The sequence below is a fragment of the Acinetobacter sp. A1 genome (genome assembly GCF_012371315.1).
GTDB lineage: Bacteria > Pseudomonadota > Gammaproteobacteria > Pseudomonadales > Moraxellaceae > Acinetobacter.
This window is the reverse complement of sequence record NZ_JAAZQY010000050.1, coordinates 1-13,030: the sequence shown is the minus strand read 5'-3', so window position 1 is coordinate 13,030 and position 13,030 is coordinate 1. Positions and strand designations below refer to the sequence as shown.

Here is a 13,030-nt window from a genome sequence, read left to right as displayed (position 1 = left end):
TTTTGTGTGTAGGCTTCTTCATTTGAAAATTATATCGCTGAAAAAGCCTTTACAGATAGGTTTGTGCAACAAAGCCATTCTCATCTAATTTTTTAAACTTTGAAATATCAAAAATATCGGTGTTTAGAGAACCACATTCAATATATTTATTATTATGCATAACAGTTAAAATAATATCTTTATGCTGATCCACACCATTAATCCACAAGCCCCAAATACTCTCATCTGCTTGTTCATTTAATTTTTCATTTGCATGAGTATACGGAACATATAAACTTGAAAGATAAATAGCAAGCATTGCAGATATTGATTTCTTAAACATCAGCTTTACATCTCTTGAACATCAAAAGACATAGATGGACGATCTGAAATTGGTGCAATATTAATCTTTAATTCTTTAATTCTTTGTGGATTAAAATTACCTAAATTAATTTTGGTTTCACGCTGAGGCAAAATATACTTTAGTACATTAACATCCTTTACAACTTTTTTACTTTTATCTTGAATAGGCTTTGTTGCACAAAGATTTCATAACCATATGATTTTAAAAGTTTTGATTATTTTTGATCCAAAATTAAATCTATTTAAATCAGATGCTTACATATTTATGCAACAAAGCCCAATTGATGTAAAATATTAATCCGTAGTGCAATAAAAAAATGCTTAGGCATTTCTTTGTTTTTAATATTTTACAATAAATAATTTAAATATAACATTACAACAAATTAACATTATTAATACTCATAAAAAAAAGACCTCGAAAGGTCTTTCTATCTAATACATATTTTTAATATTATTAATTAGCCCAAAGCTTTTTCAATTTCCGTCTGCAAATCTTCAGGTTTAGTTGTCGGAGCAAAACGGTTTAAGACTTTGCCATCTTTGCCAATTAAAAACTTGGTAAAGTTCCATTTAATTCCATTGCCTAAAATCCCCTTACTGTTATTGGTTAAATAACGGAAAATTGCATGTGCTTCTGGGCCTTTCACATCAATTTTACTAAACATGGGAAAACTGACCCCATAGTTTTTTTGACAAAAACTCCCTATTTGCTCATTGGAGCCAGGGTCTTGCCCGCCAAATTGATTGCATGGAAAACCTAATACCTCAAGACCACGGTCTTTATATTGTTGATACAATTTTTCCAAACCCGCAAATTGTGGGGTAAAACCACATTTGCTGGCTGTATTCACAATCAATAGCACCTTGCCTTCATAATCACTAAAAGCTTTATTTTCTCCGTCTAATAATTCAGCTTCAAACTGATAAATGCTAGTCATGGATAATTTCCCTCATCATTTTTTTCTTGTGTTTTAAGTTCTAATGAAGCTGAGTTGACGCAATAACGCAATCCTGTCGGTTGTGGCCCATCGTCAAAAACATGCCCTAAATGTGCGTCACAATGATGACAAACAATCTCTGTACGTTGCATACCATGTGAACTGTCATGGTGCTCTTCAACTACTCCAGGCTGAATTGGACGATAGAAACTAGGCCAACCACTGCCACTGTCATATTTTGTTTCAGATGAGAATAACGCTGTTCCACAACAACGGCAGCTATACACACCCTCTTGTTTAGTATTCCAATATTTCCCCATGAACGCAGGCTCTGTCCCTTTTTGTCGTGTAATCCGAAACTCCTCTGGTGATAACTCTCTTTGCCATTCTCGGTCTGTTTTATTGAGTTTTCCCATCACTAACTCCTTTAAATCTTTGACATTCAGTGTCATGCTTCAGTACTTCCATATTTACGCTAGAGCTTGCAAAATATCTAGCTAAATTTCAGCATAGATTGTGATATTTCAGTAATCTATATTTTGTTTATCTTAAAATCATTGGATGGAACTATGTCCGTACTTGGTAACACGACTCCACGCGAAATAAAAAAATCATCAAAACTCGAGCATGTATGCTACGACATTCGCGGACCTGTGTTACGAGCGGCCAATGAAATGGAAGAGGCCGGTCATAAAATTATTAAACTGAATATTGGCAACCCCGCCCCATTCGGTTTTGAAGCTCCACAGGAAATTATTAATGATGTTGCATTGAACTTACCCAATGCAATTGGTTATACCGACTCTAAAGGGATTTTTCCTGCGCGTAAGGCCATTTGTCAGTACTATCAGCAAAAAGGCATTTTTGATATGCACGTGAATGACGTGTATATCGGCAATGGTGTGTCTGAACTGATTGTTATGGCGATGCAAGGTTTATTGGACGATGGCGATGAAATGCTGGTGCCAATGCCTGACTATCCATTATGGACAGCCGCGGTGAATTTGTCGGGTGGTACAGCTATTCACTATAAATGTGATGAAGAAAACCACTGGTACCCAGACATTGCCGACATGGAAAGCAAAATCACGCCAAATACACGTGGTATTGTCATCATTAACCCGAATAACCCTACAGGTGCGGTGTATCCACGTCATGTTTTAGAACAAATTGTTGCACTGGCTAAAAAATATGACCTGATTTTATTTGCCGATGAAATTTACGACAAAATCATTTATGACGGTATTGAGCACGTTGCTGTAGCTGCATTGGCAGGTGATCAGCTCTGTATTTCATTCAACGGTTTGTCTAAATCATATCGTATTGCAGGCTTCCGATCAGGCTGGATGGCCATTACAGGCAATAAATCTCGCGCCGCAGACTATATTGAAGGCTTGGACATGCTTGCTTCCATGCGTCTGTGTGCCAACCACCAGGCACAATATGCGATTCAAACAGCATTGGGTGGTTATCAATCTATCAATGACTTGATCCGTCCAGGTGGTCGTTTATATGAACAGCGCAACATTGCTTGGGAAATGCTAAATGAAATTCCAGGCGTGTCATGTGTAAAACCTGAAGGTGCGATGTACTGCTTCCCAAGATTAGATCCAAACGTCTATCCAATTGAAGATGACGAAAAATTAATGTTGGATTTACTTAAAGCCGAAAAAGTACTGTTAGTGCAAGGTACAGGTTTTAACTGGCCTACACCAGACCATTTCCGTGTTGTGTTCTTACCTGCAGAAAATGAATTACGTGAAGCCATGACGCGTTTAGGCCGTTTCTTGGCAAAAATTCGCTAAGTTCGCTGAAACAACTGTTTAGGAATGCCGTGTTGATCACGGCATTTTTTTATGTTCTTAAATAAGCATTACGACCTGATTCACAATGCAAATGAAACAAATATGGCTTATGCTGCCAACATAAAAGCTAAGCTTTTACTCCCTAGCGAAAGCATGCTGTAATAGCAACAAGCAATTAAAATTTTAGGAATTGAGCATGCACTACCAAGTTCATCTTATTGATACACAAAAACCTTCACAAAATTATATTTGGTTGCTTGAAGATTGTGACAGTAAACAAGTGGTAGTAGTCGATCCTACCGATGCCAAACCTGTTGAAGATTTTTGCCAAAGCCATGGCTTAGAGATTGCCCAAATTTGGCTGACACATTGGCATCAAGACCATATTGGTGGTGTACCTGAACTCATTGCAGAACGCAACTTGCCAGTTTATGGCCCACGCGATGAACTGAGTAAGATTCCTTTTATCACCCACCCTTTACAACATCAAGATAAAGTACAGTTTTATGATTTATCTGTAGATGTCATTGCCGTGCCTGGACACACCCTTGGACATATTGTGTATTTTATAGATGATCTAGATGTCTTGTTTTGCGGCGACACCTTATTTGCAATGGGGTGTGGACGTGTTTTTGAAGGTACACATCAGCAAATGTACCAATCGCTCAATCGTTTAGCTGCTTTACCACCACGAACCCAAGTGTATTGCACCCACGAATACACCCTTGCCAATGCAAAATTTGCGATGCATGTAGAACCTGAAAATTTGGCAATTCAGGAGCGTTATCAACATATTGAAAACTTGCGTATGTTGAATCAACCGACTTTGCCAAGCAGTATTGAATTGGAACTCGAAACCAATCCATTTTTAAGAGCAGAAAGCGTCCAAGAGTTTCAAAAATTACGTGAATTGAAAGATAATTTTTAAATGGATTTATAAGTCATCTCGATGTTCAATTACACAACACAGATTGCTTATAAAATTTGATGGCTTGCCGCGAACTCATCCAACTGGGTTTGCGTTACCACACGTAAGGCCTGCATTTCATCCACGCGTACTAATAATAAATTTGACAATGCAGGCTGATAACGGCGTGCACTGCCAAAAGGCGTATAAGCCACTTTTGATTGTGAAGAAAACAACAGCCAGTCTTCATGACCGAGCATCACGGCTACAGCCTCTTGCCCCTGTACACGCATATTTTCAACCATACTCATCACTTGCTGTTCAATACTGGGCACTGTCATATTATTCAAATTTAAAATTTCAATCAGGCACCAGTATAAACAAATCCCCACTTATTTACTGCTGCTGCAATGGCTTGCTGTATAAAATCTAATTTCTTATTTTGCCCGTGTTAGTACTTTTAGAACGCCTATCGTTTTGGATAGCGTTAATTACTAACATGAGTAGCACAAAGATAAATGCAAATAATTAACAAAATATTTCCAAGTCATATCTTGGTCAAAAATTTAGGTATTGTATCAACCACCAACTCAAAAATTAATTACTTCAATATCAATTAATTAAAATTCATCATTTTTCATAATCCTTTCCAAACAATGAACTTCGTATTTATTTTACACAAAGCTTTCTAAAAATATCTGCAGAAATACATTTTTGCCCTTTAAAAATTCACGCAATATCCCTATTAATAAATAAATGGATATACAGGAGTTCTCTCGTGAAAAAGGTTGTGAAAGCAAAAAATTTAATTGCGTTTCGTATTTGGTTAGAAAAGTTAGGTTATTCAGTTAAAAACTTAGCAGATGGACACGGTTTTACTTTTAGTTTTCAAAAAGAGTACGGTTTGGTGACCTGTGAACTTTCAGGTAACGCTTTGGCCATGAAATTAGGCGAGGAGTTTGAAGATCACTTAAAAGCTTAATTAAAGCAATAACGGTTGAACTTGATAGGATGCAAAAATTAGAATTTAAACAGATTTAATCAACTCATTTCACTCAATGATCTTGCCCATAACATGCTTATGGGCTTTTTTTATACTTATATGCCCTTTTGCCCTTGTGATGGACTCAAAAAATTTAAGGCAATAAAAAAGCAAGGTCAATGCCTTGCTCTTTAATTTATGGTGGGGACGGAGAGACTCGAACTCTCACACCTCGCGGCGCTGGAACCTAAATCCAGTGCGTCTACCAATTTCGCCACGTCCCCAACATCAGGTACCAACTTAGTGTTGGATTTAATTTGGCAGAGGATCAAGGATTCGAACCTTGACGAACGGTTTTGGAGACCGTCATGCTACCATTACACCAATCCTCTGTAACCTAAAATCAAGTGTACTTGATATTTAAGTGGTGGGGACGGAGAGACTCGAACTCTCACACCTCGCGGCGCTGGAACCTAAATCCAGTGCGTCTACCAATTTCGCCACGTCCCCGATGGCTGTGTATATTATAGAGATCACTTCCTCATGACAAGCCTTTTTTATAAAAAAGCATAATGACTGTTTAAATAAAAAACAAAAAATTGTTTTTTGTTTTTTTCTTAAACATATTCAGCCACTAAGCCATAATTTTAACGCTGAAATATTGGCGCAACGTTGTGAATATTGCTTAGCAAGCATTGCCTTGAGTAAAGGGTAAAAGGCAGTTATGTGCTCAGCTTTATCTAAATTGAATCTTTGACAATGTAAATATGCCCAATCTTGGTAACTACTGGCTTGTAAGCGTTGCTGTGTCAGCCATTCGTAAAAAATTATGCCCAAGGCATAAATATCACTTTGCCTAGTTTTAGGCTGCCCCTGAAATAACTCAGGTGCCATATAACGTGGCGTTGCGGTCAGACGCTGCTGTGGATTATCCGTAATATGCCGTGCTTGTTCGAAGTCCAATAGTTTGATTTTCCCATCAAACTGTACGATATGTTCAGCTTTCAAATCGGCATGAATCCAACCCAAAAGATGCAACTGCTCTACCGCATCAAGCACCTGCCATAATATCGCTTTGGTTTCATCAAGATACTTAGGTAGACCATCCATCTGCAATACAGGCATTGCTTCAGGCAAAATTAACGCCTGCGTATACTCTTGTTGCTGAATATGAATAGGCTCTTGATCCATCAGCACGCACGGCAGTAAAAAAGCATGTTTTGAATGTTGCTGTAGCTGATAAAACTGATATTCACGCCTAAAACCTTCTGCAACAGTAGGATGACTCCCCTGTTGCTGAGCTTTCAGCCAATAAAACTGGTTTTGATATTCAAAACGATATAAATGCCGCCCATACAATAAACTTTGAGGTTTACTGCACAATTCAAACTGTGCAATATCGGCAAGTTGAAAAAAATTAAACAACACTTGCGCCAGTACGTTTCTCTGGAATCGTGTCATTTTGAGCATGCAATAATTCTAGGCAATGTTGCAAAGTTTTGCCTACACGGGCATGCGTTTCAATACTGGAAATTTTTGGCCAAGTTGCCCGCTCACCTTCACGCTGTAAAATTTTGAACAAGTGCGGTTTAGGGTTTTGCAGCATATAACTATAATGACGCAGGTTATAACTTCCAACAATATTGACATCGCCATAATAACGTTGATCGACAATGCCATAACCATGATCTAACAAACGGCGTACAGGTGGCACAGCTCCTGCACGCTCGCGAACAAAGTCCATCACACCACGGCTAATCACTTTCCCCTGTCGGCGGATAATACGTTCTGGCCAACTTAGCATATCTTTACGATAGCGCTTGATATCATCTTGCATGAAAGGAACCACATGCGGGTTCACCTGACTGGCAATGGTGTAATTAATATTATATAAACGCGCCATTTTTTCCTGCGGGAAATCGCTGCGTACACTACCGTCTACCCAACGGGTTTTACCCATATAAGGGGTGTGTTCGCCATCATAACGCTTATTGGTTAATCGCACTGGTGGAAATAAAATGGGCACGGCACAAGATGCAAGCACCGCACTCCACACCAATAAATCCGGTGCAGTAAAACTATTCATAATGCGCGGGTCTTGTGAAGCATCATATGGCGCCACGGCCACATTTATATGTAAACCTGAATTCTGAAAAGCTTCTTCAAAGGTGGTATCCCCTAAGTTTTTAATCAAGAATTTTTTTAAATAATGCACATTGGCAATACCGCCATTCCCTTTCAGAATTTCACGCATTTGCCTAAATTGGAATGCTTCGTGGAAAAAAGATTCTCCACCTAAAATTTGTTTTACATCTTCAGGTTTCGCAATACCCAGCATTGCCGTCATGATAGCGCCTGCACTTGAACCAGACAGCACTTTGGGCATTAAGTCCTGCTCAAGCAAAGCCTTACACACACCCGTATGAAACAGACCTAAAGTCGCACCACCCGAAAACATTAAGGCAGGCTGACCGTACGCAGTTTGACACTGCTCAAAAAAGGCAATTTTTTCAGCACGGGTTAAAGTTTGACACGCTTCTGAAGCCACAAAGGCCAAACTTTTACTGACTTCTTCTACATAATCTTCAATGATTTTTTTGGTACCAACATAAGTGGCAGTAAACAACATAGGATGGGCAATATTGGCAATATCGAAGGTTAAGCCTTCACGTAAAATATAAATCAGGTCACTACTACGTTCTGTCGTGCGGTAACGGCGTAAAAGATTTAATCGATGCGAAATGATTTCTGCATCAAAATATGGCGAACTATTGTCATATTTCCATTCTTGCGCGCCAGATTCTTCATCTATTTTTATGGCAATACTTTTCCACTCTTCATAGGATTCTGCATTTAAAATTTCGCGCTTTAATTTTTTTATACGATAGGCTTGGTGCGGATTAACCTCTTCGGTGAAATCTTTAAATAACATAGCGTCCCTCAATCCGTTGGTTTATTCGCAGCACTACGCTTGCCGATGCCTACTATACACAACAATATCTTAAAAATAATAACATGCGTCAATGACTAAGTAAGTACCGCAATTGGCAAACCTAGGTCAATTGCGCTAGTCTTAAACTGTACTTTTCGCTCTGCAATTATAAAGCTGAACTATCATGGCAAACCTAGATTTACCCGACAACATCTTAATATCACTTTCGCATGTACTCCAACAACTACAGCAAAGCTTACCCGCTTTAAAACTAGAGCCTGATTTTTCAGCAATTGCTTTTAAATGGCAAAACCAGCAGTTAATTGCCATACAGCAACCACGAAAAATGGAATTGGATGACCTAAAAGGCATTGAAAAACAAAAAGAAAAAGTCATTCAAAATACTTTGCAGTTTTTAAATGGCTTACCTGCCAATGATGTCTTGCTGACAGGTTCGCGCGGGACTGGTAAATCTTCTATTGTACGTGCCCTGCTCACCAAGTATGCCGACCAAGGCTTACGCTTAATTGAAATTGAACGTGATGACTTATCTGAACTTCCTGAAATTCAGAAAATCATTCAGCATCGTCCAGAAAAATTTATTGTCTATTGTGATGATTTAGCCTTTAACGCAGAAGATGAAAATTATCGTAGTTTAAAAAGTGTTTTAGATGGTTCATTACAATCAGGTTCAAGTAATTTTATTATTTATGCGACCAGTAACCGCCGCCATCTTTTACCTGAATTTATGCACGAAAATACACCTGTCACCCGTGTTGATGTACCGCAATATACCGAATTGCATCCACAAGAAGCGATTGAGGAAAAAATTTCGCTATCTGACCGTTTCGGTATGTGGTTGTCCTTTTATCCAATGGATCAAAATCTGTATTTGGAAATTGTAGAACACTATTTACAAAAAGCAGCAATGCCAATGACCGCCGAAGTACGTGCAGAAGCATTAAGATGGTGTCAGGCACGTGGACAGCGTTCAGGTCGTGCCGCTTATCAATTTTCTAAACACTGGATTGGTTCACAGCAACTAAAATCTATGTAAAAATTTATGGGTTGCTGCATTTCTTTAGGCAGTAACCCTTGAATTAAAACCCACCGTTATTGACCTTGTTCAGCAGCAATACGTGCCAAAGTTTCTGCATAAAACTCTTCGCCATGCGCTTGCATGGCTTCTACAGTTTGTTCACCCACATAAACTTCTTCTGGGGCAGTTACAGCAATATCGGAAAATGCACCTGAATCATAGGTGATGGCTGTATGACTTGAAGGTGAATAACCATCATTGTTGGATGACATTTCTAAATTTGAATGACTCACCGATGAGGTATTTTGATGAATAGACTCCGCCTGTTCACAAGCGGTTAATAACATTACCCCCATCACACAAGTGATGCAAAATGTATTTTTAAATCGCATTTTATCTCATTAATTTTTTATTAAACATAGACTTAAAATCATAATTTATAATTTAAAACACCACAATTGGACAGGATTCACAGAATTTAGCACTGCTGTCAGTTATTTGCTTTATTTTTAAAAATTTGCAAGATAAGAGCACAAAAAGCTCTGAAACTTATATGCTTAGATTTAAATAATTGGCACAACCTGAAGATAATAAACAATAAATTACAATTGTTTAGCTTGACTTAAAATGGTCAACTTTAGTCAATTTGGTTATTTTTTAGCAAACTTATCACTTAAGATGAAGTCTCTTTAGAACAAACAACGGTTATAAAATAATGTTTAATTTCAAAAATATGTTGCTGACGGTAGCTTTAATCACCACCCTTGCAGGATGTACCCAAGTGAAAACGCAGGAATATTATGCAGAAAACCTAGATGAGGCAAAAAAGGTTTTACAAAAATGTGAAGCCGAAGCCAACAAAGGCAAAGCACTAGAAGGCAAGAAGTTGGAAAACTGCAACAATGCAGGTATGGCTGTTATGAATGGCATGATGCAGGACTTAACCAAAGGCTTAATGGATGCAGTTCGCTAAATCTTCGTTATTGAGCAGAACTTCAATTGCAGTATAAAAAAACAGAGGCTTAATCTTGGCCTCTGTTTTTTTCAACTAAATACTTAACCTGCGGTCGGATTGGTCAATTCTGTCATTGGCCAACGTGGTGTGGTCGTCACAGACAAACCATCTTGCTGTCCTGCCTTTAAACGCTGATAACCTGCAAAAGCAATCATCGCACCATTATCGGTGCATAATGCTGGCTCTGCGTAATATACTGCAGCACGAATCTTCGCTAAATCTGCTTCTAAACGCTCACGTAAACGCGTATTTGCACTTACTCCACCTGCAATCACTAAGCGTTTTAAACGTGTTTGTTTTAAGGCTTTCACTGATTTTTTGACTAGCGTATCCACCACAGCTTCCTGAAAACTAGCTGCAATATCCGCATCACGGTTTTCATCACCTAGTTTTTTCATTTGCACTGAAACTGCAGTTTTTAAACCACTAAATGAAAACTCCAAACCTTGGTGCAACATTGGCCGTGGAAACTCAAATGCCAATGGATTACCTTGTTCCGCCAGTTTGGCAATATTTGGCCCGCCTGGATACGGCAAGCCCATCATTTTTGCGACTTTGTCAAAGGCTTCGCCCGCAGCATCATCAATCGACTCGCCTAACAGTTCATATTGCCCAATACCATAGGCGGCCATGAGCTGAGTATGACCACCCGAAACCAATAACGCTACAAAAGGAAATTCTGGTGGTGTGGCAGACAACAATGGCGCAAGCATGTGCCCTTCCATGTGATGCACACCAATTGCAGGTTTATTTAAGGCAAATGCCAAAGTGCGCCCAAATAATGCGCCTGTCATGAGTGCCCCCATCAAGCCAGGTCCACGAGTATAAGCCACTGCATCAATTTCAGATTTTTTGACCTGACTTTGCTCAAGCAATTGATTCATTAATGGAATAAGTTTACGCACATGGTCACGTGAAGCCAGTTCAGGTACCACTCCGCCATATTCTGCATGCAATTTAATTTGGCTGTACAGCACTTGTCCACGTAAACCTAACTCACTGTCATACAGGGCGAGTCCTGTTTCATCACAAGATGTTTCTAAGCCTAAAACGATCATTAAATTGCCTATAACCTGTATCAATTCTATTGCGAAACCTATTATAGACTTGTGATATGAGATGTAAATGAGTAAAATACTGACCTTCACTTGTGATCGTGGGCAATTTCGCCCAGGTCTTATCCATAACTTAATGAGGATTCTTCATGCCACAAGTTAAATTGAAAGAAGGCGAACCAGTAGACGTAGCTATCCGTCGTTTCAAACGTTCTTGCGAAAAAGCAGGTGTTTTAGCTGACGTACGTAAGCGTGAATTCTACGAAAAACCAACTCAAGAACGTAAGCGCAAAAAAGCTGCTGCTGTTAAACGCTACCAAAAGAAATTGGCGCGTGAATCAGTACGTACTACTCGCCTTTACTAATTAATTTGTGATTGCCTGTCTGGATTAAATAATGACGACTTTAAAAAACCAAATCACTGACGTTTTAAAAGCGACTATGCGCGCGAAAGAAATGGATAAGTTAACGGTAATTCGTAGTCTACAGGCGGCAATTAAGCAAATTGAAGTTGATGAGCGCAAAGAGCTTGACGATACTCAGGTTCTTGCGGTCATTGAGAAACAAATTAAACAACGTAAAGAATCGGTTAAAGCCTTTGAAGGCGCTGGCCGAGAAGATTTAGCTAGTAAGGAACAAGCCGAAATTGAGGTTTTATCTCAATTTCTACCAGAAGCTATGACTGAGGAAGAACTTGATTCCATGATTGCGCAAACAATTGAAGCGCAACAAGCTACTAGCATGAAAGATATGGGTAAGGTGATGAACTCTCTGCGTCCGCTCATAGCCGGGCGCGCCGATCCTGCGCAAGTATCTGCAAAAGTTAAAGCCAAATTAAGCTAAATGACCAAAATCATATTTTTCAAAATATTGATGAACTTGAATTAGTATAGTTATGCTGAAACATTCTGTCTCTCAGGTTCTCTGAGCTGATCTTTAAATTGCATAGTGAATATGCTATATATTCCCATCCCACATTGTTTGATCTTTTTGTTTATCTATCTCTATCATTGACTGGATAAAGTTTATATTGAAGGTTGAAATGCTTTTGCACTCACCTCCAAAACAGCTCATTTTAAATCACACTTTACCTGATATTTATTAAGTAACTGCATTTCTTTAGATGAACTCACCTGCTGAATGACGTCCTGTTTATTAATATTTTGATAACGACGGTCTAAATAAGCACGATTTTCATCGGCTGCCTGATATAAACGATCTACATAACGGCTCACAATACCACAAAACTGCTGTTGCTGCTGTGCACTAAAACCTTGCTGCTGTGGATTTAAGCCACGTAAAAATTGTCGGGTATCTTGCTTATATTGTGCATTAATTTCTTCAACTGCCATCACATATTGCTCCGCACTCGCAGCATAGACCGTCGGTAATAACATCCCCAAAGTTAGGCATAAATAAATATATTTTTTCATTTTCATTCAACAACATCACGCAATTTCGGTTTTATTCTAGCACTGTATGCTCCGTCAAGTACTACTCACACGATGCAATTGTCAGAAAGTTTGGTTTGTATTGTGTGAAAACCTGCTCAGAAGGTTCAGGGATTTGACCTTGCGTCACAGTCCCTAAACGCAAGCGAATAATATCGGGTAAATCAAGTCGATAGGAATAAATTGGACTCCCACATTCCTGACAAAATACTCGCGCCTTATTGGGACTATGAAAATATTCTTTCAGATATTTTAAGCCACGAACCACTTCAAATTTTTCACGAGAAACTGGGCTATTCCAACCTAAAATACCCCCTTGTGCACGACGACAATGCTGGCAAAAGCACAATACTGTTTTTTCAATTTCGGCATGGTAACGATAATACACCGCACCGCATAAACATTGTCCCTCAATCATTTTAAACTCCTTGTATTTATTGTTATTGGTTCAACTTATACCTTTAAAGTTATATTTTTAACTGTCGTTCTGTTCCTTAAAATGTAGTCAAACATAGTCAAGGACTAATTCGCACTCTGTTAATGTCTTGTTGCCAAGCGTGTAAC

At 38.8% G+C, this 13,030-nt stretch carries 17 protein-coding genes and 3 tRNA genes; 7 read left to right on the top strand and 13 right to left on the bottom strand.

Features of this window, described 5'->3' with window-relative positions; genetic code table 11:
• Positions 1-49 precede the first annotated feature (49 nt).
• From HHA41_RS12395 to msrB, 3 genes are all read right to left on the bottom strand, one after another.
• Complete coding sequence (locus tag HHA41_RS12395) at positions 50-322, bottom strand: hypothetical protein (protein ID WP_168461918.1); 273 nt, start codon at positions 320-322, stop codon at positions 50-52.
• A 478-nt stretch (positions 323-800) separates the two neighbouring features.
• Positions 801-1,280: a glutathione peroxidase gene (locus HHA41_RS12390; RefSeq protein ID WP_168419419.1), complete on the bottom strand. Its 480-nt coding sequence runs from the start codon at positions 1,278-1,280 to the stop codon at positions 801-803.
• Positions 1,277-1,696 (bottom strand): peptide-methionine (R)-S-oxide reductase MsrB, encoded by a 420-nt coding sequence (gene msrB, locus HHA41_RS12385; protein WP_168461919.1) that lies wholly within the window; start codon positions 1,694-1,696, stop codon positions 1,277-1,279. Before msrB ends, HHA41_RS12390 begins: the two co-directional genes overlap by 4 nt.
• Before the next feature lie 153 nt (positions 1,697-1,849).
• Between msrB and HHA41_RS12380 the strand changes: the two genes are divergently transcribed.
• Together HHA41_RS12380 and gloB are read left to right on the top strand one after the other, a co-directional pair.
• Positions 1,850-3,085 carry a pyridoxal phosphate-dependent aminotransferase gene (locus HHA41_RS12380; protein ID WP_168419418.1) on the top strand — a complete coding sequence of 412 codons (1,236 nt, stop codon included), beginning with the start codon at positions 1,850-1,852 and terminating at the stop codon, positions 3,083-3,085.
• Between the two features lie 196 nt (positions 3,086-3,281).
• Positions 3,282-4,013 carry a hydroxyacylglutathione hydrolase gene (gene gloB / locus HHA41_RS12375; RefSeq protein WP_168461917.1) on the top strand — a complete coding sequence of 244 codons (732 nt, stop codon included), beginning with the start codon at positions 3,282-3,284 and terminating at the stop codon, positions 4,011-4,013.
• 47 nt (positions 4,014-4,060) lie between these two features.
• Here the strand turns inward: gloB and HHA41_RS12370 are convergent, their stop codons facing one another.
• On the bottom strand, positions 4,061-4,333 hold the full coding sequence (locus HHA41_RS12370) for a hypothetical protein (RefSeq protein WP_168419416.1): 273 nt from the start codon (positions 4,331-4,333) through the stop codon (positions 4,061-4,063).
• Positions 4,334-4,770: 437 nt separating this feature from the next.
• Between HHA41_RS12370 and HHA41_RS12365 the strand changes: the two genes are divergently transcribed.
• On the top strand, positions 4,771-4,974 hold the full coding sequence (locus tag HHA41_RS12365) for a hypothetical protein (protein ID WP_004971452.1): 204 nt from the start codon (positions 4,771-4,773) through the stop codon (positions 4,972-4,974).
• Positions 4,975-5,173: 199 nt separating this feature from the next.
• Here the strand turns inward: HHA41_RS12365 and HHA41_RS12360 are convergent.
• From HHA41_RS12360 to HHA41_RS12340, 5 genes are all read right to left on the bottom strand, one after another.
• Positions 5,174-5,258, bottom strand: a tRNA-Leu gene (locus tag HHA41_RS12360).
• A gap of 34 nt (positions 5,259-5,292) precedes the next feature.
• Positions 5,293-5,366, bottom strand: a tRNA-Trp gene (locus HHA41_RS12355).
• Between the two features lie 33 nt (positions 5,367-5,399).
• Positions 5,400-5,484 (bottom strand) — tRNA-Leu (locus tag HHA41_RS12350).
• Positions 5,485-5,601: 117 nt separating this feature from the next.
• Positions 5,602-6,435 (bottom strand): protein kinase, encoded by an 834-nt coding sequence (locus tag HHA41_RS12345; RefSeq protein ID WP_168461916.1) that lies wholly within the window; start codon positions 6,433-6,435, stop codon positions 5,602-5,604.
• Entirely contained in the window at positions 6,392-7,906 is a 1,515-nt protein-coding gene (locus HHA41_RS12340; protein WP_168461915.1) for a DUF3336 domain-containing protein, read from the bottom strand. The genes HHA41_RS12345 and HHA41_RS12340 overlap by 44 nt, the downstream gene beginning before the upstream one ends.
• Positions 7,907-8,090: 184 nt before the next feature.
• Between HHA41_RS12340 and HHA41_RS12335 the strand changes: the two genes are divergently transcribed.
• Entirely contained in the window at positions 8,091-8,963 is an 873-nt protein-coding gene (locus HHA41_RS12335; protein WP_168461913.1) for an ATP-binding protein, read from the top strand.
• A gap of 56 nt (positions 8,964-9,019) precedes the next feature.
• Here the strand turns inward: HHA41_RS12335 and HHA41_RS12330 are convergent, their stop codons facing one another.
• Positions 9,020-9,337, bottom strand: a complete 318-nt coding sequence (locus HHA41_RS12330) for a hypothetical protein (protein ID WP_168419412.1) — start codon at positions 9,335-9,337, stop codon at positions 9,020-9,022.
• 323 nt (positions 9,338-9,660) lie between these two features.
• On the opposite strand from HHA41_RS12330, the gene HHA41_RS12325 reads away from it, so the two are divergent.
• Positions 9,661-9,918 (top strand): EexN family lipoprotein, encoded by a 258-nt coding sequence (locus tag HHA41_RS12325; protein WP_168419411.1) that lies wholly within the window; start codon positions 9,661-9,663, stop codon positions 9,916-9,918.
• Positions 9,919-10,001: 83 nt separating this feature from the next.
• Here HHA41_RS12325 and tsaD read toward each other — a convergent pair whose 3' ends face one another.
• Complete coding sequence (gene tsaD, locus HHA41_RS12320) at positions 10,002-11,018, bottom strand: tRNA (adenosine(37)-N6)-threonylcarbamoyltransferase complex transferase subunit TsaD (RefSeq protein ID WP_168419410.1); 1,017 nt, start codon at positions 11,016-11,018, stop codon at positions 10,002-10,004.
• 146 nt (positions 11,019-11,164) lie between these two features.
• Between tsaD and rpsU the strand changes: the two genes are divergently transcribed.
• Together rpsU and HHA41_RS12310 are read left to right on the top strand one after the other, a co-directional pair.
• The gene (rpsU, locus tag HHA41_RS12315; protein ID WP_001136722.1) at positions 11,165-11,380 is read left to right on the top strand and encodes a 30S ribosomal protein S21; all 216 of its coding nucleotides are present in this window, start codon (positions 11,165-11,167) and stop codon (positions 11,378-11,380) included.
• A 31-nt stretch (positions 11,381-11,411) separates the two neighbouring features.
• Positions 11,412-11,858 (top strand): GatB/YqeY domain-containing protein, encoded by a 447-nt coding sequence (locus HHA41_RS12310; RefSeq protein ID WP_168419409.1) that lies wholly within the window; start codon positions 11,412-11,414, stop codon positions 11,856-11,858.
• Positions 11,859-12,085: 227 nt separating this feature from the next.
• Here the strand turns inward: HHA41_RS12310 and HHA41_RS12305 are convergent, their stop codons facing one another.
• A complete protein-coding gene (locus HHA41_RS12305) occupies positions 12,086-12,448 on the bottom strand; it encodes a hypothetical protein (protein ID WP_168419408.1) in 363 nt (120 codons plus the stop codon).
• A gap of 61 nt (positions 12,449-12,509) precedes the next feature.
• Positions 12,510-12,884, bottom strand: a complete 375-nt coding sequence (locus HHA41_RS12300) for a GFA family protein (protein ID WP_131261337.1) — start codon at positions 12,882-12,884, stop codon at positions 12,510-12,512.
• Positions 12,885-13,030 lie beyond the last annotated feature (146 nt).